15 protein-coding genes and 1 pseudogene are annotated in these 20,355 nt (G+C 73.5%); 7 read left to right on the top strand and 9 right to left on the bottom strand.

Annotated features, from left to right (window positions below):
• A pseudogene (locus EAO76_RS00260) lies at window positions 1–202 on the bottom strand (hypothetical protein); the annotation flags it as partial.
• A 21-nt stretch (window positions 203–223) separates the two neighbouring features.
• On the opposite strand from EAO76_RS00260, the gene EAO76_RS00265 reads away from it, so the two are divergent.
• Together EAO76_RS00265 and EAO76_RS00270 are read left to right on the top strand one after the other, a co-directional pair.
• Window positions 224–1,018 (top strand): hypothetical protein, encoded by a 795-nt coding sequence (locus EAO76_RS00265; RefSeq protein WP_148831986.1) that lies wholly within the window; start codon window positions 224–226, stop codon window positions 1,016–1,018.
• A complete protein-coding gene (locus tag EAO76_RS00270; protein ID WP_148831989.1) occupies window positions 993–2,705 on the top strand; it encodes a hypothetical protein in 1,713 nt (570 codons plus the stop codon). The genes EAO76_RS00265 and EAO76_RS00270 overlap by 26 nt, the downstream gene beginning before the upstream one ends.
• 78 nt (window positions 2,706–2,783) lie before the next feature.
• Here the strand turns inward: EAO76_RS00270 and EAO76_RS00275 are convergent, their stop codons facing one another.
• From EAO76_RS00275 to EAO76_RS00285, 3 genes are all read right to left on the bottom strand, one after another.
• Window positions 2,784–3,209 (bottom strand): universal stress protein, encoded by a 426-nt coding sequence (locus EAO76_RS00275; protein ID WP_148831992.1) that lies wholly within the window; start codon window positions 3,207–3,209, stop codon window positions 2,784–2,786.
• A 207-nt stretch (window positions 3,210–3,416) separates the two neighbouring features.
• Window positions 3,417–4,088 (bottom strand): FMN reductase, encoded by a 672-nt coding sequence (locus EAO76_RS00280; RefSeq protein ID WP_148831995.1) that lies wholly within the window; start codon window positions 4,086–4,088, stop codon window positions 3,417–3,419.
• 5 nt (window positions 4,089–4,093) lie between these two features.
• Window positions 4,094–5,185: an LLM class flavin-dependent oxidoreductase gene (locus EAO76_RS00285; protein ID WP_148831998.1), complete on the bottom strand. Its 1,092-nt coding sequence runs from the start codon at window positions 5,183–5,185 to the stop codon at window positions 4,094–4,096.
• A 172-nt stretch (window positions 5,186–5,357) separates the two neighbouring features.
• Here EAO76_RS00285 and EAO76_RS44210 point away from each other — a divergent pair, with 172 nt between their 5' ends.
• Together EAO76_RS44210 and EAO76_RS00290 are read left to right on the top strand one after the other, a co-directional pair.
• Entirely contained in the window at window positions 5,358–5,498 is a 141-nt protein-coding gene (locus EAO76_RS44210; protein WP_187438403.1) for a DUF6126 family protein, read from the top strand.
• Window positions 5,498–7,186: a hypothetical protein gene (locus tag EAO76_RS00290; RefSeq protein ID WP_148832001.1), complete on the top strand. Its 1,689-nt coding sequence runs from the start codon at window positions 5,498–5,500 to the stop codon at window positions 7,184–7,186. The genes EAO76_RS44210 and EAO76_RS00290 overlap by 1 nt, the downstream gene beginning before the upstream one ends.
• Before the next feature lie 49 nt (window positions 7,187–7,235).
• Here EAO76_RS00290 and EAO76_RS00295 read toward each other — a convergent pair whose 3' ends face one another.
• Window positions 7,236–8,510: a hypothetical protein gene (locus tag EAO76_RS00295; RefSeq protein WP_148832004.1), complete on the bottom strand. Its 1,275-nt coding sequence runs from the start codon at window positions 8,508–8,510 to the stop codon at window positions 7,236–7,238.
• Window positions 8,511–8,551: 41 nt separating this feature from the next.
• Window positions 8,552–9,064 carry a SigE family RNA polymerase sigma factor gene (locus tag EAO76_RS00300; protein WP_148832008.1) on the bottom strand — a complete coding sequence of 171 codons (513 nt, stop codon included), beginning with the start codon at window positions 9,062–9,064 and terminating at the stop codon, window positions 8,552–8,554.
• A gap of 318 nt (window positions 9,065–9,382) precedes the next feature.
• Here EAO76_RS00300 and EAO76_RS00305 point away from each other — a divergent pair, with 318 nt between their 5' ends.
• From EAO76_RS00305 to trpS, 3 genes are all read left to right on the top strand, one after another.
• Complete coding sequence (locus EAO76_RS00305) at window positions 9,383–9,790, top strand: VOC family protein (protein ID WP_148832010.1); 408 nt, start codon at window positions 9,383–9,385, stop codon at window positions 9,788–9,790.
• A 55-nt stretch (window positions 9,791–9,845) separates the two neighbouring features.
• Window positions 9,846–10,985, top strand: coding sequence for a Fic family protein (locus EAO76_RS00310; RefSeq protein ID WP_148832014.1), 1,140 nt, complete (start codon window positions 9,846–9,848; stop codon window positions 10,983–10,985).
• A 254-nt stretch (window positions 10,986–11,239) separates the two neighbouring features.
• Complete coding sequence (trpS, locus tag EAO76_RS00315) at window positions 11,240–12,334, top strand: tryptophan--tRNA ligase (RefSeq protein WP_148832017.1); 1,095 nt, start codon at window positions 11,240–11,242, stop codon at window positions 12,332–12,334.
• 57 nt (window positions 12,335–12,391) lie between these two features.
• On the opposite strand, the gene EAO76_RS00320 is transcribed toward trpS, so the two are convergent.
• The 3 genes from EAO76_RS00320 to EAO76_RS00330 form a co-directional block, all read right to left on the bottom strand.
• Window positions 12,392–13,015: a 3'-5' exonuclease gene (locus EAO76_RS00320; RefSeq protein WP_148832020.1), complete on the bottom strand. Its 624-nt coding sequence runs from the start codon at window positions 13,013–13,015 to the stop codon at window positions 12,392–12,394.
• Window positions 13,016–13,164: 149 nt separating this feature from the next.
• Window positions 13,165–15,162 carry an NAD(P)-binding protein gene (locus tag EAO76_RS00325; RefSeq protein WP_148832023.1) on the bottom strand — a complete coding sequence of 666 codons (1,998 nt, stop codon included), beginning with the start codon at window positions 15,160–15,162 and terminating at the stop codon, window positions 13,165–13,167.
• A 61-nt stretch (window positions 15,163–15,223) separates the two neighbouring features.
• Window positions 15,224–20,248, bottom strand: coding sequence for a DNA repair ATPase (locus tag EAO76_RS00330; RefSeq protein ID WP_148832026.1), 5,025 nt, complete (start codon window positions 20,246–20,248; stop codon window positions 15,224–15,226).
• Window positions 20,249–20,355: the final 107 nt, after the last annotated feature.

The raw sequence follows: 20,355 nt of genomic DNA on the forward strand, positions 1-20,355 counted from the left end.
AGCGGGTCACCGGGGCGAACGCGAGGGTGCCGCAGCTCCGGTCGGTCAGGAAGGGGACCAGCGTGGACTTGAGCTTGGCCTCGGCGTCGAAGCCCCGGCCGCCGCCCCGGTGCGTGCCGCACGGCGTCCGGTGGCCGCCGCCCCGGTGCGCACCGCATGGCGTCCGGTGACCGCCGACGCCCTCCAGGAGACCGCGAACCACCGCACGAACACGGAGAGAGCCATGAACGTGCCCCACCCGCCCGGTCGTCCGCCCGCCGCCGTGCCGCCGCGCCGGTCCGGCCGCTTCCGGCGCACCGCCCGCGCCCTGGCGCTCGCGGCGTCGCTCATGGCGTCGTCGGCGGCCGTCACCGGCTGCACCGCGCCCGCCGAGGCCCTCCGCACGCCGTGCGGGCTGGTCATCGACGGATCGGGCTCCGGGGCGTCCGGCGGCCGGGGCTTCGACGCCGAGGCCAAGCTCAAGTCCACGCTGGTCCCCTTCCTGACCGACCGGAGCTGCGGCACCCTCGCGTTCGCCCCGGTGACCCGCTCGTCGCAGACCTCTTCCTGCCGGGTCGCGGACGTCGACCTCGACCCGCCGGCCGACGAGACCACCGACCGCGACAGCCTGCGCAGGTCGGTACGGGTCACAGCGATCCAGGGCGCGCTCACCATGCTGGAGTGCGCCCGTACCCAGGGCGGTTCGGACGTGCTCGGCGCCCTGGCGCGGATCGGTGAGGCCATGCCGTCCGGCAAGGAGACGCCGAGCCTGCTGGTGGTGAGCGACTTCGAGCAGGCCGACAAGGAGTTCACGCTCCGGGTGAGCGAGATCGGGACGGACGAGAGCCGCGAACGGGCCGTCGACACCCTGCTCGGTGCCAGGGGCGTGCCGGGGATCGCCGGGATGGACGTCTACCCCGTCGGCTACGGCATGCGCCACGACGCCAAACCGAGCGAGTACCGGCCGTTCGACGCGTTCTGGACCGAGATTCTGAGCAGGAGGGCGAAGGCGCATGTCCACGACGACTACCGGAAGTGACCCCGGGGAGCCGCGCCGGCGCCGGGCCAGGGTTCCGGGGCCGCTGCGCGGGAGGGACGGGCGCCGGGGCGCGGACCGCCGGGTCACGGCCCCGGACGAGGGGCCCGAGCGCCGCCCGCTGGTCCTGACCGACCGGGAGCAGCGGCGGCTGATCGAGCAGGCCCGCAAGCGCGGGGTCAAGGAGGCGGTGAGCAGGAAGCGGCTCCTGGTGCGCGGCCGGACCGTCCGGTCGGGGGCGTTCGACCCCTGGGTGCTGGGCAGTGCGGGCCGGGCGTCCTACTTCGCCGAACTCGCCTCCGTGCGCGACACGCTCCGGGCGCAGCTGTGGGAGCAGGCGGCGGACCGGGAGGAGCGGGAGCTGCTGCGGGACGCGCGGGCCAGGTCGGACGTGGAGGCGGCCGAGGTGGAGGGCCGCCTGCAGGACGATCTGCTGCGGGAGGCCGACGAGCAGGTCCGGTCCTCCTGGCGCGAGCTGAACCGGCTCGCGGCCCGTGCGGTGCGGTGGGACCGGTTCCGCGACGGGGTCCGGGAGCGGGTCGAACGCCGCTGGATCCGGGCCCGGTTCCCGGACGCGGAGTTCCCCGGCGACGACGAGGGGGCCGCCCGCCCGGCGGGGGAACCGGCCGGGGCCCGCCCCGGGGAGGACCCCGCCGGGCGGGACGGGCACGATCCCGTGCCCGCGCCGGTGCCGGACGACGGTGCGTCCGACGACGACTGGCAGTCGCTCGACCCCGCCGGGGACCCGGACCCCGGCCGGCCCGTCCACGGCCGGGGCGGGGCCCCGGTGGGGGAGCGGGGGCCGGAGCTCCTCGGTGGTGTGGTTCCGCCGCCCGGCCAGGAACCGGGCTGGGAGGGCATGCCGACCCGCCCGGGCCTGCCCACCTGGCTGACCTGGGCGATGCTCCTGGTCATCGCGGCGGTCGAGATACCGATCTACTGGATCGCCTTCCAGCCCTTCCACGGCACGGGCAGCAAAGGGAGCGACTTCCTGTCCGGCACCCTGGCGATCTCCACCGCCGTGCTGATGGTGCTGCTGCCGCACCTGGCGGGGCGGACCCTGCGCAACCGTGCGGCGACCGGTTCCCTCAAGGCCGCCGCCCTTCCGGCCCTGGCCCTGCTGGGGGTCTGGGGGTTCTCCGGCTGGACCCTGGGCTACCTGCGGGCCAAGCTGGTGCTCAGGCGCCCCGACTCCACCAAGACGCCGGAGGTCGTCAAGGACTTCAAAGGCGCGGAGGATTTCGCCCAGCCGCAGACGCTGGCGGACAGCCTCGATCTGTCCCAGGACACCATCATCTGGATGTTCGTGGCGCTGCTCTTCCTGTCCGGGGGCGTCGGCTTCCTGCTGGGGCTGCTCAAGGAGCACCCGTACCTGGACGCGTACCGCTCGGCCCTGGAACGCCGGGCCGATCGGGTCAGGCAGCGGGAGGAGGCCCGGGTCGCCGTGGACCGCGCCCGCTCGCTCACCCTGACGGCGCAGGAGCGTGCGGACCGGCGCAGGGAGGCGGTGGACGCCCGGGTGCGGGCCACCGAGGAGCTGTACGAGGCGGCGGCCCACGCCTTCCTGGAGGGGGTGGTGGAGCGGTCGAGCGATCCCGCGGTGACCGAGGCGGCGATGAAGCTCTCCCGGACCTGGCCCCTGCTGCCGACGCCCTCCTCGCCACCGCCCCCGGTCCGCCGGAACGCGTGAGCACGGGCCCGCCGGGCGGGTACGGGGAAGGGGGCCGCCCGCCGGGCGGCCCCCTTCCCTCGCGTCACGCGGGTCGTGTCACGCGTCGCGCACGACCGTCACCGGGCAGGTCGCGTGCTGGGTGACGTGCAGGCTGACCGAGCCGAGCAGGGTCGCCTTGAAGCCGCTGTAGCCGCGCGCGCCGACGACCAGCAGGTTCGCGCCCTTCGAGCGGTCCAGCAGGGCCTGGGCCGGGTTGCCGATCACAATGATCTTGCTGATCGCCGCCGCGCCCTCGGCACCCAGGGCCTCCTCCAGCGCCTCGTTGAGGGACACGGTCGCCAGGGCCTGCGGGTCGAAGTCCTCCGGCATGCCCGGCATCATCGACGCCCAGCTCGTCGCGGGGTACTCCCAGCTGTTGACGGCCTCCACCGTGTCACCGGTCAGCTCCGCCTGGCGCACGGCCCAGTGCAGTGCCTTGATCGACGACTCGGAGCCGTCAACGCCCACCACGATCCTGCCCATCACTGCCTCCAGCTCGGTTCGGCTCAGTGCGCAGAGGCGTCGTACGGAAAGAAAGTCGTACGACGCATCTTTCGCCCCAACTCTAATCAAACCGGGCAGAGCTGCCGGTGGCGGGGTCCCCGTGGCCGGGCCGGTCGGGTTACCGGCCCGGCCACGGGGGTGTCGGCCGGGCCGGGCGGGGGCACCGGCCCGGCCGCAGGGGTGCGGTCAGTCCAGGCGGAGGTCGGCGAGCTGCTGCTCGAAGGGCACGACCTCGTCGTCGAGCCCGAGCACCCGCGACGCCCCGGACCGGGCCCGGCCGCCCGTGATCATGGCCGCGAGCTCGTTGCCCGCCCGCCGGATGCGGGACGGCAGGCCGTCGGTGTACTCGTCGCCGGACGAGCCCCAGTCCTCCGACGCCGCGTACACGGACGTCGGGGCGACGGTGGCCCGCAGGTAGGCGAAGAGCGGACGCATCGCGTGCTCCAGGACCAGCGAGTGGCGGGCGGTGCCGCCGGTCGCCGCGACGACGACGGGCCTGCCGGTCAGCGCCGTGTTGTCGATCAGGTCGAAGAACGACTTGAACAGTCCGCTGTACGAGGCGGTGAAGACGGGCGAGACGGCGATCAGGCCGTCCGCCTGCGTCACCTCCTTGATCGCCTCGTCCAGGGCGGCCGGCGGGAAACCGGTGACCAGGTGGTTGGCGATGTCGACGGCCAGGTCGCGCAGCTCGATCACGCGGACCTCGACGGTGCGGTCCTGCTCGGTCAGCAGCCGCTCGCGGGCGGCGCCGGCCAGCCGCTCGGCCAGCAGCCGGGTCGAGGAGGGGCTGCTCAGGCCCGCCGAGACGGCGACGATCCGCAGCGGCTCGGTGGTGAACGCGGTGGGCTCGGTGGACACGGTGGTCAGACCTCCTTCGTGGCGGTGCGGGCGGCGACGACGGCCGGGTGCGCGGGGGCGGCGTCCGGGACCCCGGCCGGCCGCAGGTCGGCGAACTCCTTGCGCAGCACCGGGACGACCTCCTCGCCCAGGATGTCGAGCTGCTCCAGGACCGTCTTCAGCGGCAGACCCGCGTGGTCCATCAGGAACAGCTGGCGCTGGTAGTCCCCGACGGCGTCCCGGAAGGACAGGGTCCGCTCGATGACCTCCTGCGGGGAGCCGACGGTCAGCGGCGTCTGCCGGGAGAAGTCCTCCAGGGAGGGTCCGTGCCCGTAGACCGGCGCGTTGTCGAAGTACGGACGGAACTCCCGTACCGCGTCCTGCGAGTTCTTCCGCATGAACACCTGGCCGCCGAGGCCGACGATGGCCTGCTCGGCGGTGCCGTGCCCGTAGTGGGCGTAGCGCTGCCGGTACAGGTTCACCATCTTCTTCGTGTGCTCGATGGGCCAGAAGATGTTGTTGTGGAAGAAGCCGTCGCCGTAGTACGCGGCCTGCTCGGCGATCTCCGGCGAGCGGATCGAGCCGTGCCAGACGAACGGCGGGACGCCGTCCAGCGGGCGCGGGGTCGCGGTGAAGGACTGCAGCGGCGTGCGGAACTTGCCCTCCCAGTCGACGACGTCCTCGCGCCACAGCTTGTGCAGCAGGGCGTAGTTCTCGATGGCGAGCGGGATGCCCTGGCGGATGTCCTTGCCGAACCAGGGGTAGACCGGTCCGGTGTTGCCGCGGCCCATCATCAGGTCGACGCGGCCGTCCGCGAGGTGCTGGAGCGTCGCGTAGTCCTCGGCGATCTTCACCGGGTCGTTGGTGGTGATCAGCGTGGTGGACGTGGAGAGGATCAGCTTCTCGGTGCGGGCGGCGATGTAGCCGAGCGTGGTGGTCGGGGAGGACGGGACGAACGGCGGGTTGTGGTGCTCGCCGGTCGCGAAGACGTCCAGGCCGACCTCCTCCGCCTTCTGCGCGATGGCGAGAGTGGCCTTGATCCGCTCGTTCTCGGTCGGGGTCCTGCCGGTCGTCGGGTCGGTGGTGACGTCTCCGACGGTGAAGATGCCGAACTCCATGGCCCGCCTCCAGAAACCTAGTTTGGTTGAACATTGAACTATGTGAACACACCCTACAACGGAGTGCCCCCCTGACCTATTCCACGGTCCGCGGAGAGGTTCCGGCCCGCGCGTACCCTGAATCGGTACGCGCGGGCCGGGGCCGGGTCCGGGCCCGGACGGAGGTGGCACTGTGAGCGAGAACGGCGGCGGGAGCGAGCGCTGGAAGGAGCGCGGTGTCGCACTGCGCGTTTTCGTGTACGTCTTCGCCACGCACCTCTTCGCGGGCTTCGTCTGGATCCTGTTCTACGTCGGCGAGCACGCCAAGAAGTGATGCGGGCGGAACGGGGCGGGGACGTGGACGGCGTCGGTGAGGACGGCACGGGTACGGGCTGCACGGGTGCGGGCGGCACCGGCGCGCAGGAGACCGGTACGGACGGCACCGTGGGGGCGCGCCTGGACGCGTCGCTCGCGGCGGGCGGCGACTGGAGCGCCCTGTCCGCGCTGGCCGAGGAGGCGCCCGCCGGGCTGGCCGACGCGATCGGGGCCCGCTACGGCCGGGCGTCGAAGGCCGAGCGGCGTCACCTCTCCTGGTTGCTCGGGGCCCTCGGCGAACAGGCCGTACCGGTGTTCCTGCGCCTGCTGGGCACGACCGGCGGGGATGGCGCGGAGGAGCTGTTGGGCACGGCGGTGCAGCGGCGGCTGAGGCTCCCGGCGGCCGAGCTGCACCGGCTCGCCGGGGAGCTCGGTGCGGTGGTGCCCCTGGTGGACGCGATGGGACTGTCCGAGGACCTCGGTTTCGCACCGTTCCTCGACGGGCTGCTGGACGACGAGCGCCTGCGCGGGCGCGCGGCCCTGGCGCTGGGGCGGCTCGGGGCGCGGGAGCGGACGGTCCCGATCGCACGGCGTCTGCCCGGTCTGACGGGCCTGGACCACGGCGCCTTCGTCGTGGCCCTGGAGCTGCTGGGCGACCCCGCTGCGATACCCCACCTCCTGCGGGAACTGGAGGAGGGACGGGTCCCGGGCTGGGACGCGCACCACGCCCTGGTCGCCCTGACCGGCCAGGACCCGCTGCTTCCCCCGACTCCCCCGGACGGCGACCACGGCGAGGCCCTGCGCCGCGCCTGGGCACGGCGGTCCCCGGAGCACCGCCGCGCCCCGTCGATCGGCCCCCTCGCCCTCGATTCGCCGCGCCGTGCGCACTTCACCCTCGATGACGGCCGGGGCCGCGTCCGGATCGACTACGACCCGCCCGCACCCGGCTCCTCCTGGCCCCGCTGGGACAAGTCCCTGCGGATCGACGGGGAGCGGGTCTACCACGTCGGTTCGGACTGCGGGACCTGTGAGACGACCCTGCGCCTGCTCGGCTGGCCGCCCCGGACGGCCCGGGCGGGCGCGGACCGCCTGCGCACCGCACTGGCCGACGTGGACGATCTGGCCGGCGTGGACGACTCGGCCGGTGTGGGCGGCCTGGGCGGCGGTGTCCTCGACGCGGTGGCCCCGATCGTCGAGGAGCTTCCGTCCGGCCACTACCGGGCCCACCTGCTCGACCTCGACCTGGAGCGGGTGACCGACCCTGCCGCGTCCTGGACGACCCGGCGCCACGGGCTGCGGGCGGACGACGAGCGGTACGGCGAGGACCCTTGCGGGGACTGGCCGGGCACCGGCCACTTCCAGCTGCGCGACCCCGTCCCCGGCGAGGTCCCGACGTACGGGGTGCTGCTCCCGTCCCAGCCCCTGGACGCGCTCGACGCGGACACGGTGGCCCGGCACGCCTCGGCGATCGCGGCGGGCCGCCGCCCCACCGCCCTGGCCCTGGCCTGGGTCGAGGACAGCTACGTGGAGGCCGAGCACCCCGAGCGCTTCCTGGTCGCCGTCGTCCTGGACGGCCACCACCGGCTCGCCGCCCACGCGGCGGCCGGTGTGCCCGCCAGGGTCCTGCTCCTGTCGAGGGCGGAGGACAACCGGGGCCCGGAGGAGGGCTGGAGCAAGGCGTTCGACGAGGTGCTGGGGCGGTTGTAGGACGGCCGACGGAGGCGCCGGGCCCGATGCGGCCCGGCGCCCCGCCTCCCTACTTCGCGATCCACTTCCCGCTCGTCGCGATCGACTTCAGCTGCCGCATGGTCAGTGCGGGCGTCTTCCGTGTGGCCTTCGTGTTCTGGGAACCGGAGTTGAACGCGGACACCACGACCCGGAGGCCGTCCGGACGGATGGTGTCGGCGGTCCACATCACCACACCCGCGCCGCCCTTCTCGCCGGGGCCCTGACGCGTGACGACCTTCGTCCCGTCCGGCAGCACCTCCGTCCCGGCCCCGAACAGCGACTCCTCCACGTCCGACATGTTCGGCTGCACGTTGATCTGCACCAGGCTCGCGCCCCTGCCGTCGTCCACGACGACGTACGCGTATCCGTCGTCACCGCGTCCGTCGGTCACCTTCGCGGACGGGGGCAGCAGCGACTTGAGCTTCTTCAGGATCGTCCGGCCGTCCTGTTCCTGCGCCGGCGGCTGCCGGGTCGGCTCCGGGACCGCCCTGCCCAGCGCGTTCATCACGGGCCGCCACGTGTCGGAGGTGACGAGCGCCTTCAGCCGGTCCGCCGTGAGCGGGGGCGTGTCCCGGGTGACGGCGGCATCCTTCTCCGCGGGTGCGTTCCACTCGCTGGCGTCGACCGCGTATCCGTCGGGGGTCACGAGATAGGCGTTCCACCACTTGGTGTCCACGCGCTTGTCGGGGTACTCGTACCCGCGCAGCACCGTCAGGCGCGAACCGTCGGCCAGCGTCTCCGTCCGGCAGGAGTCGTAGGGCGTGAAGACCTTGTCCGGGCATGCGAGCCGCTGTTCCGCCTCCATGCCGCCCGGGTCCACGGCTTTCACGCTCACACCGATCGCGGCCCCGCCCCTGCCGTCGTCGAGGACGAGGTGCGCCGACGGCCCGCCCCGGTCGGCCGTGCCGCGCCCCGACCGCTTGCTGACCTTCCCCTCCGGCAGCAGCCCCTCCAGCCTCTCGATCACCTGCTGCGCCGAGAGCTGCGGCCCCTTGCCGGGCGACGTCTTCGCCGCGGGAAGGGTCTCCTGCGTCCCCGGCCCCGCGGCCACACCCGACCTGTTGTGCCCCGGGCCGTCGCCGAGCGCCCCCGTGGCGTACGACGCCCCGAATCCCACGACCGCGAGCGCCGCGACGCTGCCGGTCACGGCCGCGACCCGCCTGCGTCGCAGCCTCCGCCGGCCGCGCATGACGCCGCCGTCCACCAGCGGGCGCCCTTCCATGGCGAAACCCTCCCCGGTGCGGCGCAGCGCGTCACCGAGCCCGCCCTCGAAGGCGTCCAGGTCCTCCTGCGTTCCGGACATGCCGAATCACCACCCTTTCTCGTCGTCGTCGGCCGGGCCGATCAGTGCGCGGCGAGCTCTCCGATGCTGTCGCCCAGTTGTTCCCTCAGCCGGGCGAGGGCGCGGGTGCTGCGGGTGCGTACCGCCGCGGAGCTGACGTTGAGGACGTCCGCGGTCTCCGTGACGGACCGGTCCTCCCAGTACCGCAGCACGACCACCGCCCGGTCCTTCGCCGGCAGCTTCCGCAGCGCGTCCAGGAGCGTGAGCCGCAGCGGGGCGTCACCCTGCGCGGCCGTCCCCGTCCCCTCGGGAAGGTCGTCGCTCGGCCGCTCTCCCGCCGAACGCTTCCGCTGGTGCGCCAGGAAGACCCGTACGAGCACGGTCTGGGCGTACGCCGCCGGATTGCCGAGCTTCGACGACCTGCCCCACACCACGTACATCCGCCCCAGCGTCTCCTGCACCAGATCCTCGGCGAGATGAGTGTCGCCGCTGGTCAACAGGCACGCCGAACGGAAGAGATGGCCCATGCGGGCCGCCGCGAACTCCCGGAAGGCGTTCTCCTGGGACCGTCTCATCCGCCACCCTCCCCCTTGCCCCGTCATCCACACCCTTTAGATGCGCCGGGGGCGGCGGGATGTTTCACCCCAGCCCGTCGCACGGGAAAACGCGGGGGCGCGGGCCCGGGCCGACCGCGCGACGCGCCATCCGTCCCGGCGGCCGCCCCGGCCTTTTTGAAGCCGTACGACCCGGGCCCCGGGCCTTTCCGAGGTCGTAGGACCCGGGCCGCACCGGGACCGGCCCTCCGGTCCGATGCGGCCCGACACCCCGCCCGCCTACGCTGCGGTCGCCGGTACGCGGACGGGCGCACCGCCGACCGTGGAGGAGCCCCCGCCGTGCCGTTGCCCGGACAGACCCACATCCGCCTCGCCCGGCCGTCCCGGGACCTCGCCGCCGAACGCTTCTGGGCGGACGGCCTCGGGCTGACGGTCCTGTACCGCGCCGACGCGGACCGGTCCCCCGGCACGCACGACCTCCTGATGGTCGGCCATCCGGAAGCGTCCTGGCACCTCGAACTCGTCCACGGCGGCGACCACCCCGTCGAACCGCGCCCCACCGACGACGACCTGCTCGTCCTGTACTTCGACGGACCGGTGCCGGACGGGACGGTGCGGCGGCTGCCGGCCCACGGCGGCACCCGCGTCCCCTCGCCGAATCCGTACTGGAACGAGTGGGGCGTCACCGTCGAGGACCCGGACGGCTACCGGCTCGTCCTCTGCCGACGCGGCTGGTCCAACGCCTGACGGCGGCAAGAAGGAATGTCGGACAGGAATGATAGTCACTGGGTATCATTGCGTCATGTTGTATGGGATGCCACGCCTGGATTCGGCCGACCTCCAGGTCCTGGAGCAGATCGACGGTCTGCGCGAGCAACTGCGGCACGCGGTGCAGCAGGTTCCGATGAAATGGACCCTCGACCTGCGCAAGGCTCTGACGGCCAGTGCCATTGCGGCGTCGAACACGATCGAGGGCTACAGGGTCGATGCCGTGGACGTCGCCGACTTGATGGACGGCGAGCGCGAGGTCGAGGCCAGCGACGAGAACAAGGTGGAGACGCTGGCCTACCAGCAGGCCATGACGTACATCCAGTCACTGCACGACGCGGCCGATTTCCGCTACAGCAAGGAACTCCTCAACAGCCTGCACTGGATGCTCCAGGGGCATCATCACCCCCGCAAGCTCGCCGGGCAGTGGCGCAGGACCTCGATCCGGATCACCGCACTGGGCGACGAACTCGCCACCGATTACGAAGGCCCCGATCAGGAGCAGGTTCCCGGGCTCATGAGCGAGCTCGTGGCATGGCTCGACGGAGGGGACCCGGACAGCCATGTCCTGCTCCGTGCCGCCATGGCCCACCTGAACCTGGTGAAGATCCATCCCTGGTCCGACGGCAACGGCCGCATGTCCCGCTCGCTGCAGACCCTCCTCATCGCGCGCGGCGGAGTTCTCGCTCCCGAGTTCTCCTCGATCGAGGAGTGGCTGGGCATGCCGGGCAACACCTGGGAGTACTACAAGGTGCTGCGAGAGGTCGGAGGGCCGGTCTGGTCACCGGAGCGCGACACCCTGCCCTGGATCAAGTTCAACCTGCTCGCCTACCACCAGCAGACCCAACGGGTACAGCGCCGTGTCGACCGCTCCAACGACTGCTGGATGCAGTTGATGGAGGAGACGGGCACGCACGGAATCACGGAGCGACAGGTCACCGCGCTGCACGAGGTGGCGATGGTCGGCCGGGTGCGACGCAGCCGCTACGAGAAGGCCGAAGCGCTCAACACACAGCAGGCCACACGGGACCTGCAGGCACTCACCAAGGCGCAGTTGCTGACGGCCGTGGGCCGGACGAAAGGCCGCCACTACATCGCGGGACCGCGGTTCCCGGAGCGGGTGCTGGCCACAGCACGCCGTCATCACACCATCAGCAACCCGTATGCCACATGACCTTGCGCTGCCGCACGGGGGCGCAAGGCCGGAAAGACCGGTGTCCCGGGCGGCGGGACGCGTTAGGGTTTGCCCCATGACTTCTGCACCGTGCCGGAACTGGTGGCGCTCCTTCTAGGAGCGGCCGCCTTCCCTCTGCACGGAATCAGGGCCGTTCGAAACGGACGGCCCTCTTCTCTGCCCTCGTACGGGTGCGGATGCCGATCCCGGCGGGCCGTCCTCCACGCAACCAGCACCGCGAGGAGAGAGATCCCATGAACACCGCCACCGCCACCGCCGACGGATCCGCCGCCGTCGAGTCCGTGTCCGCCGCCGCCGTGTCCGCCCGGCGGCGCAGTGCCGAACTGGAGGAGGAGATCCGGCGGGCCCCGGAGCGGTTCCGGGTGATGACCGGGGACCGGCCCACCGGGCCGCTGCACCTCGGGCACTACTTCGGCACCCTCCACAACCGCGTCCGGCTCCAGGACCTCGGGGTGGACGTCTTCGTGATCATCGCCGACTACCAGGTGCTCACCGACCGGGACGTCGCCGACCGGCTCACCGGGCACATGGAGGCGATGCTGCTGGACTACCTGGCCGTCGGCATCGACCCGGCACGTTCGACGGTCTTCAACCACAGCGCCGTGCCCGCGCTGAACCAGCTGATGCTGCCCTTCCTCAGCCTCGTCTCCGTCGCCGAGCTGAACCGCAACCCCACCGTCAAGGACGAGATCGCGCACTCCCGGCAGTCCGCCGTCAGCGGGCTGATGTTCACGTACCCCGTGCACCAGGCCGCCGACATCCTGTTCTGCAAGGGGAACCTGGTGCCGGTCGGGCAGGACCAGCTGCCGCACCTCGAAGTGACCCGGACCGTCGCCCGCCGCTTCAACGAGCGGTACGGGGCGGTGCTCCCCGAACCGGACGCGCTGCTCTCCGCCGCGCCGCTGCTCCTGGGCACCGACGGCACCAAGATGAGCAAGAGCCGGGGCAACTCCATCGCGCTCGGCGCCACCGCCGACGAGACGGCCCGGCTGATCAAGGGGGCGAGGACGGACGCCGAGCGGCACATCACGTACGAACCGGAGACCCGGCCCGGGGTGTCGTCGCTCGTGCTGCTGGCGGCGCTCTGCCTGGACCGCGACCCGCACGCGGTGGCGGAGGAGATCGGCGGGGGCGGCGCGGCGGCCCTCAAGCGGACGGTGGCCGAGGCCGTCAACGCCAGGATGGCGCCGATCCGGGCCCGGCGGGCCGAGTACGCGCGGGACATGGGGTACGTGCGGTCGGTGCTCCGGGCCGGGAACGAGCGCGCCGTCGAGATCGCCGGGGCGACGCTGGACGAGGTGCGCGGGGCCATGGGCGGCGTGCTCTGAGGCGTGCCGCGCGGGCGGTCCCGGTCGGTGCTCGCGCGGGGTGCCCCGGCCGGCTCGTCAGGCGGTGGCCTCCCCCGGCCAGGCGTTCCGGGCCGCGAGGTCCAGGATCAGGGCCGCGATGTTCCAGGCGTCGTCCGCGCCGCTGTGGTGGCGGCCCTCCAGGGGGAGGCCCGCGATCTCCAGGGCGCGGGCCATGCCGGGGCGCTTGCGCAGGCCGTGGGCGGCGGTGAAGGGGATCTTGGCGTTGGTGTGGCGGTGGCCGAACGGGTACGGGGTGCCGGTCGCCCGGCACTGGCGGGTGAACTGGTTGCGGTCGTAGTCGCCCCAGCTCGCCCAGGGCCGGGACCCCGCGTGGTGCTCGGCCGCCAGCAGTCGGCAGGCCTCGGCGAAGGAGACCCCCGTGTCCACCTCGGCCTGGGTGAGGCCGGTCAGTTCGGTGCAGAAGTCGCTGACCCCGGACCGGGCCGGCCGGACCAGGATGCGGTGGCGGGCGATCCTTCCCGGGATCATCGGCTTCCTCGACCCCGTCCGGGCGGGGGAGGCCGCGGCGGCCGCGCGCAGGTCGACGACGGTCAGCCCGATCTCGATGATCTCGCCGACCGCGCCGGGCGGCGGCTGCCCGTCCCAGCAGGTCGCCTCGATGTCGATCACGTTGAGGAGGTCGGGGGCGTCGGTGTCCATGGGGGGAGGGTAGGGGACCGGAAGGCCGGGCGGGCGGACGCCGGGCACCCGGATTTCCGCCGGGCCCCGGCCTTCCGCCCGCCCGGCCTTCCGGTCGCCCGGTTTTCGCGGGCCCGGCCCGTCCCCGGCCCGTCCTCGTCAGGGCCCCGTCACGGTCTCGTCGGCGTCACCGGGCGGCGTCGGCGGAGCAGTTCGGCCAGGCCGCGACGGGTCGCGGCGATCACCACGCGGTCCTGGGGGCGCAGCACGTACCCGGGGTGCAGGTCCCAGACCAGGCCGGACGGGCGGTCGGGGGAGGCCGGGGAGGAGATGGCCAGGTCCGGGAGGCGGTCCTCGGGCGGGGTGGCGTCCAGGGCGAGGACCCGCCAGGCACCGGCCCGGAACGCCTGCTCCACCGTGCGGCCCTCCAGCTGCGGATGGCCCGCCACCTCGATCGCCGCGAACAGCATCACCTTCCGCTCGACCGGGATCGCGCCCAGGATCTGGCGTCCCATCATGGCGACCGCGAAGGTCGGGGCGGCCAGGTGGGAGACGGAGCGGGACCGGGTCACGGCCTGCGGATGGGCGGTGCGCAGGGTGCGGTAGACGGCGGTGGCGAACTCGTCGTCGTACAGGCGCAGGGCCACCCGCAGGTCGTGCTTGACCGAGCGGGCGTACAGCGCGGCCTCCAGGTTGGTGGTGTCGATGCTGGTCAGGGCGAGGAGCGCGCGGGCGCGCTGGATCTTCGCCGCCTCCAGGACGCCCTCCTGGGTGACATCGCCCAGGACCACCGGTACGTGCAGCCGCCGGGCCACGGGGATGCCGCGCGCGTCCGGGTCGTCCTCCACGCACACCACCGGGATGCCGAGCTCGCGCAACCGGACGAGGACCCTCGTGCCGATCTTGCCGAGGCCGAGCAGCACCACGTGGTTGGACAGGCCGCGCGGCGGGCGGCGCAGGGACGACGCCGTGCGGATCGAGCCGAACGCCTCCAGCACGCCCGCCACGAGCAGCGGCAGCAGCATCAAACCGGCTACTCCGGAAAGGAGTTGGATGAGCTGGCGGGCCGTCGGCTCGCCGACCGCCGGGTCGCCCATCGCGAACAGGTCGAGCAGCGTGAGGTACGCGGCGTGCAGCGGGTCGTCGCCGGTGCTGAGCGTCGAGGCGACGGCGAGGCCCACCACGGCCAGCCCGACGCCCAGCGCCGACCAGCGCAGCCGCCGCGAGAAGACCTGGCTCAGCGGTGCCCCCCGGCCGCCCATCCGGGGCGTCGGCCCGGACGGGCCCGCCTGGCTGACCGCCTCCAGGACCACCGTGCCCCGGTCCGTCGCGGCGGACAACTGCCGCTCGTCCGGCAGTAGTTGGGGTCCCTCGGCGCCGCTGCTGTCGGAGCCCTCGGTGCCCGCCGGGTCATGGGTGGTGGAGGAGAGCAGCGCGAGGGTGCACAGGCCGGGATCGGCGATCTGCCCCTCGCCGGGTGGAGTGCGTTCGGCGGCGCGCAGCAGCAGGCCCTCCGCCTGGATGACCTTGCTGGAGCCGGTGAGGACGGTCGCGGCGAGGGCGGGGGCCGCAGTGTCGGCGTCGGACAGGACGGTGGTGGAGGCGTCCAGGGCGGCCCGGTCCAGGCCGGGCACGGCGAGGGCGGCGGCCTGGTCGAGCAGGGCCTCCAGGTGCTGGCCCAGCTTGCGGTTGTAGAGCCGGATGACCAGCCGGAGGCGGGGGTTGATGCGGCGGGCGGTCAGCGCGGCGCGGATGTTGCGCTCGTCGTCCTCGTAGACCAGCGCCAGCGCGGCGGCCGATCCGACGCCCGCCTCCTCCAGCGCCTCGTCGGACGGCTCCGCCGCCTCCGTGACGCGGACGGCCTCGACACCGGCGTTGGTGTCGTCACCGAGGGCGTCGGCCCCGCCCCCGCCGGTGCCGCCGGCCCGGTTCATCGCCGAGGACATCCGGCCGAACAGCGCCGCCGCCAGGCCCCGTCCGGCCAGCGGCAGTTCGGGCCTGCGGTCGTCGCGGCCGGGCGGCAGGACGAGGGTGACCCGCTCCCCGTACACGTAGCGCAGCTCGACGGCGAGCCGCCGGGCCAGTGCGTCGTCGCCGCAGACGACCATGTGTCCGCTGAACGGGGAACGTTGGGGCTGCTGGGGAAGCTGAGGCACGTGTCCCAGCATGCCTTGCTCCTCTCCTCCGTGGGCAGTGGGAGTGCGTCGGACGATCCGCCGTCGGTCGCCGTCAGTCGCCGTGCGACGACGGGTCGGCATGCGGTGCCGCGTGCCGGGCCTGCGGGTTGGTGAGCAGATGGCGCGGGTCGGCGACCCGGACGATGGCCGACTCGACCGCCGCGATCCGGTCCGCGAGCAGGCCCAGCGCGGCGACGGCCCGGGTCATGGGGTCGCCGTCCGGTCCGCCGAGCGCCTGCGTGCGCACGTAGGAGGCGGTGATCTCCGACCAGCGCGCGGACTGTGCGTCGGTGAGCCGGCCGCGCAGCGCGGCCAGTTTGAGCAGGTTCGACTCGGCGCCCGAGGTCAGCGTCTGGGCCTCGCCCGCGTAGTGGTCGTCGATGACGGCGTCGATCTCCGCCGCGTTCATCACCGGCACGATCCGCGCCGCGATCTTGTTCATGTCGCGGTAGGAGCCCTGGAGCCGGAACGGAGGTTCGGTGCGCGTCGCGTCCGTCTGCGCCGCCGACGCGATGTACGCGGCGTTCACGGCCAGCACCGTCTCCCGGGCGGTCAGCAGATGGCGCAGGACGGCGACGATCCGTTCCACGTCGGCGGGCGGGTAGGGGTGTTCGAGCCGGTCCGCGCGGGCCGAGGGATCGTCGGAGGCCAGTCGTACGAACAGTGCGAGGTCCTCGCGGGAACGCCCGGCGAGCGGGGCGAGCACCGGGTTGGCGGTCAGCGCGTTCTCCACGAAGCTCAGCGCGAAGACGTCCTCGCGCCCGCTCAGCACCTCGCCGAGGTTCCAGACGTCGGCCCGGTTGGCGAGCATGTCGGGGATGCGGAACCTGGCCCCCGACTCCGTGTACGGGTTGCCCGCCATGCACACCGCGAACCGCTTGCCCCGCAGGTCGTGGCTGCGCGGTTCGCCGTCCCTGACGCCCTCGATGCGGCGGGTGGCGTCGCAGAGCGGGATGAACTTCTGGAGCAGTTCGGGCGAGGTGTGCTGGATGTCGTCGAGGTAGAGCAGGGTGTTGTTGCCGGACTCCAGCGCGAAGTTGATCTTCTCGATCTCCTGGCGGGCGGTCGCGGTGCGGGCCTGGGCCGGGTCGAGCGAGGTCACGTCGTGGCCGAGGTTGGGCCCGCTGATCTTGACGAGGACCAGGCCCAGCCGGTCGGCGACGTACTCCATCAGCGTCGTCTTGCCGTAGCCGGGCGGCGAGACGAGCAGCAGCAGGCCCTGCGAGTCGGTGCGCCGGTCCGCGTCGGCGGTGCCGATCTGCTTGGCGAGGCTGTCGCCGATCAGCGGCAGGTACACCTCGTCCAGCAGCCGGTTGCGGACGAACGCCGACATGACGCGCGGCCGGAGGTCGTCCAGCCGCAGCCGGGACCGCTCGGCGTCCACGAGGGCGGTGCGCCGGCGCTGGTAGGCCCGGAAGCCGGGGACGGCACGGGCGCGGAACCCGGCGGTGCGGGCGAGGAGTTCGTCGATGCGGACGGTCAGCGTGCCCCGGTCGATGCGCGGGTGGGTGCCGAGCAGGCCGTCCACCCGCTCGGTGAGCGGGGCCTCGCACTCGTACCGTTCGAGCACCGGTTCCGGGCAGAGCTCCACGGCGACCGACTCGGCCAAATCCCCCGCGTCGAGCGGGGTGCCGCTCGCGGCGGCGTACGAGGTGAGCCAGCCCTCGACAAGTTGACGGCGGGCGGGGAGGTCTTCGCCGAGGGCGGCGAGGTCGTCGTCGTAGGCCGAAGTTCCGGTTGTGCGGCGGAACTTGTCGAGGAACGTGCGGGCGGTGGCGCTGGTGACGAAACCGGCCGGGCCGCTTGTCAATTCTTCGAAGAGGTACTCGGCGACGGCCGCCGGGTCGACCGCACCGGTGCTCCCAGGGCCGGTCCCGTCGGACGTGATGCCGTCGTGCGTGGTGCCGTCGGTCTTCGCGCCTTCGTCCCAAGTGGCCGGTGTGGTCCAGGAGTTGTCGTCCCGGATGACGTCCGCCCACTCCCGCTGGAGGGCGTCGACGGCCGGGGCGAGGCCGAACGTGTCGCGGGCGCGGGCGAGCGAGACCGCCCGCCGGGTCCACGAGGCGCGCCGGCCCTCGTCCGTGCCGTATGCCCAGAAGAGTTGCGCCGCCGCGCGCACGGCGGGCGGCCGGCGCAGCAGACCGGCCGCCGGGTGCAGCCGCAGCAGGGCGGCGAGGATCGCGGTGGCGTCCTCGTCGTGCACCCCGCGCTGATGCCCCTCGTCGTACGCGGCGGCGGCCGACTCCCTCACCAGCGCGGCGAGTTCGTCCGGGGACAGGGCGGCCAGGGAGTCCGCGCCTCGCTCGGCCAGCAGCCGGGCCGCCAGGTGCTCGCCCCGGTAGACGTGCGGGGACTCGGAGGGGAGGGTCTGCTCCCAGTACGGGCGGGTCTCCTCGAACCCCGGGTCGGTGACCGGCGCCCGGTAGTCGGTGCCGGTGAGCGCGAACGAGAGCCGGTCCCCGTGCGGGACGAGCGTGAGGTCGAAGGGCTGGGTGTTCACCGCGAACCGGTGCCGGCCCAGCCGGATCGTGGCACCGCCGTCCGCGTACAGCTCGCTGCGGTCGCGCAGGGCCCGGCCGGCCTCCTGCCGGGCGGCCAGCAGTTGCCCGTCGAGTTCCTCCGCGCGCACCGGGTCGCCGAGTTCCCGCAGCTCGTCCGCGGTGCGGCGGATCTTGGCGACCATCGGGTCGGAGGCGAAGTAGGTGTGGACGGCGTCCGGGTCGGCCAGGGCCGACACCCGCCGGGAGACCGTCTCCAGGATGCGGGCCGCGGATTCGGCCAGCCGCTCCGCCCGCCGGGCGCGGGCGTCCTGCAGGGTCTGCTTGCGGGCCGAGAACGCCTCGTGGATCTCGGTCCGCCGCTCGGCCAGTTCGGTGAGGAAGTCGTCGAACTCGGCGAACCGCGACTCCAGGTCCTCCAGCCGCACGAGCAGCCGGGCGAGCTGGTCGTCGCAGGCGTCCGGGGTGTCGGCGGCGGCGATCGCCCCCGTGACGGCCTGCCCGAGCAACGCGAACTCGGCGGCGAACTCGGCCCGGCCCTCGTGGTCGAGCAGTTCGCGGCGGCGCGCGTCGAGTGTGGCGCGGGCCCGGTTGACCCCGCCGAGCACCTCCGCGATCCGCTCCAGGATGGAGGTCCGGACCGTGGCGTCGCCGATGTCGAGCCCGGCGACGACGTCCGTGACGGTGCCGAGCCCCTCCGTCGTCTTCGTCAGCCGGTCGCCGAGCGCCGCCGCGTCCGCGACGGTGGCGAGCGCGGACGCCTCGGCGGTGAGGCGGGCGATGTCCTCGTGGTAGCCGGCGAAGGCGTCGTCCCGGGCGAGGAAGGAGACGGCGCGCCGGGCCACCGCCTCGATGTCGGCGGCGGTGTCGGCGGAGAGTTCCGCAACGCGTTCGGTGTCCGCGTACCGCATCTCGGCGAGGGTCGCCACATGGCCGTGGGCGCGGCGCAGTTCGGTGAGCCGGTCCACCCACTCGGCGGCCGTGCGCGGGACCTCGCCGCGGCTGCGGCGGACGAGCGCGGTGATGTGCTCGGTGGCCTCGGCCAGTGCGTCGGCGGCCTGCCGGGTCAGCTCCCGCACCGTCTCGAACTCGGTCAGCACCTGCTCGGCGGTGGCCCTGAGTTCGGCCAACGGGTCGGCGAGCGTGCCGAGTTCGGGATCGGTGAGCCAGTGGTAGCGGTCGGTGGCACGGACGCAGTCCGCGACCAGCCGGGCGTACACGGCGGCGGTCGGGGTGGTCTCGGTGGCGCCGTGGGCGAGGGCCAGGCAGTCGGAGATGCCGCGCACCAGATCGGCGTTGCCGACCCGGGCGAGCGGCCCGTCGGCGGCGGGCCGGGAGGCGGCGTGGGTGTCGGAGACGTACGGGGTGTGCCAGCGCTGCACCGGGTGGACCCGGGCCGGTTCGTCGCCCGTGGCGGTGGTGCGCAGCAGGACGAGCGTGCCGTCGTCGAGCAGGGCGTGGCCGCGGCCCTGGAGCGGGGTGGCGACCTCCTGCCGGATCAGGTTGTACGGCAGGAGCAGGCTGCGGCCGTCGTCGGGGGAGCGGAAGACGTACAGGACGTCCTCGCCGTTCGGGGAGCGGACGGCGCCCTCGAAGAGCGGGGCGGAGAGCGGCTCGGCGATGTCGAAGGTCTTGGCGGTGCCGGTGGTGAGGTAGTAGCCGCCGGGGAAGATGATCCCCTGGTCCTCCGGCAGGCGGTGGCAGGCCGGGCCGATGCCGTCCAGCCGCAGCACGGTGCCGAGCAGCGTGTTGAAGACCAGGTGCCGCCAGGACTCCTCGTTGTACGGGCGGATCCGGAGCAGGACCAGCGGGCCGATCGTGGCGTGCTCCACCTCGGCGTCGGCGAGGGACTGGAGGGGTTCGGTGACCGGTTCCTCGTAGATGCCGTGCGGGGTGTCGGTGTCGTTCTCCGTCTTGACGGTGAGGGTGCCGCCGAGCGTGTCGACGAACAGGACGGCCCGTGCGCCGTCGCCGTCGCCGCCCACCGCGATGTGCGGGTGCCGGCCCGGTACGTGCGACTCGCGGCCCGCGACGGTCCAGGTGAAGTCGTGCGACGGCGGGAAGACGTGGTCGCGGTCGCCGCGCGCGTCGAGGAAGGCGCCCGGCGAACCGTCCGCGGCGAGCGCCCAGCGCAGCACGCGGATGCCGTCCGCGCTCTCGCCGGTGCGGAAGACGGCGAGCAGCTTCCCGTCCACCCGGCGCAGCCGCAGCAGCCGGGCGTCGCGGTAGTAGCGGTGCAGGGCGGTGAACTCGCGGACGAAGTCCTCGTCGGCCGGCGGCCCGCCCGCCACGGGGGCGTCCAGCTCGGGCCCGTACAGGGCGAGTACGTCGGACACCTCGGCGGTCCCGGTCGCGCCCGGCCCCCGCTCGAAGCCGAACAGCAGCCGGCCGCCGACGGCCACCAGGTCGCGGGGGACCGACGCCTGCTCGGTGCGGATCTGCTCGGTGCCGGTGAGCCGGAGCTCGGTCGAGCCGAACTCCTCGGTGCGCCGGGTGTTGAGCGCCTCGGCGCGGCGGGCCAGTTCGGCGGCCCGGTCGCCCAGCCGGCGGCGCAGCACGTCGTACGTTCCCGCGTCCACGGGGCCGCCGAACTGGCCCGCCGCGCCGAGGCGCTCAACACCCGGCGCACCGAGGAGTTCGGCTCGACCGAGCTCCGGCTCACCGGCACCGAGCAGATCCGCACCGA

This window comes from Streptomyces sp. sk2.1, assembly GCF_008120935.1.
In the GTDB taxonomy this organism is placed as follows: Bacteria; Actinomycetota; Actinomycetes; order Streptomycetales; family Streptomycetaceae; genus Streptomyces.

Coding starts and splice junctions, on each gene's coding strand:
- EAO76_RS00300 (WP_148832008.1), bottom strand. CDS start 9,064: ATGAGACGGTCCCAGGAGAACGCCTTCCGGGAGTTCGCGGCGGCCCGC.
- EAO76_RS00275 (WP_148831992.1), bottom strand. CDS start 3,209: ATGGGCAGGATCGTGGTGGGCGTTGACGGCTCCGAGTCGTCGATCAAG.
- EAO76_RS00290 (WP_148832001.1), top strand. CDS start 5,498: ATGCGGGCGGAACGGGGCGGGGACGTGGACGGCGTCGGTGAGGACGGC.
- EAO76_RS00270 (WP_148831989.1), top strand. CDS start 993: ATGTCCACGACGACTACCGGAAGTGACCCCGGGGAGCCGCGCCGGCGC.
- EAO76_RS00295 (WP_148832004.1), bottom strand. CDS start 8,510: ATGTCCGGAACGCAGGAGGACCTGGACGCCTTCGAGGGCGGGCTCGGT.
- EAO76_RS00310 (WP_148832014.1), top strand. CDS start 9,846: ATGTTGTATGGGATGCCACGCCTGGATTCGGCCGACCTCCAGGTCCTG.
- EAO76_RS00325 (WP_148832023.1), bottom strand. CDS start 15,162: ATGCTGGGACACGTGCCTCAGCTTCCCCAGCAGCCCCAACGTTCCCCG.
- EAO76_RS00265 (WP_148831986.1), top strand. CDS start 224: ATGAACGTGCCCCACCCGCCCGGTCGTCCGCCCGCCGCCGTGCCGCCG.
- EAO76_RS00320 (WP_148832020.1), bottom strand. CDS start 13,015: ATGGACACCGACGCCCCCGACCTCCTCAACGTGATCGACATCGAGGCG.
- EAO76_RS00285 (WP_148831998.1), bottom strand. CDS start 5,185: ATGGAGTTCGGCATCTTCACCGTCGGAGACGTCACCACCGACCCGACG.
- trpS (WP_148832017.1), top strand. CDS start 11,240: ATGAACACCGCCACCGCCACCGCCGACGGATCCGCCGCCGTCGAGTCC.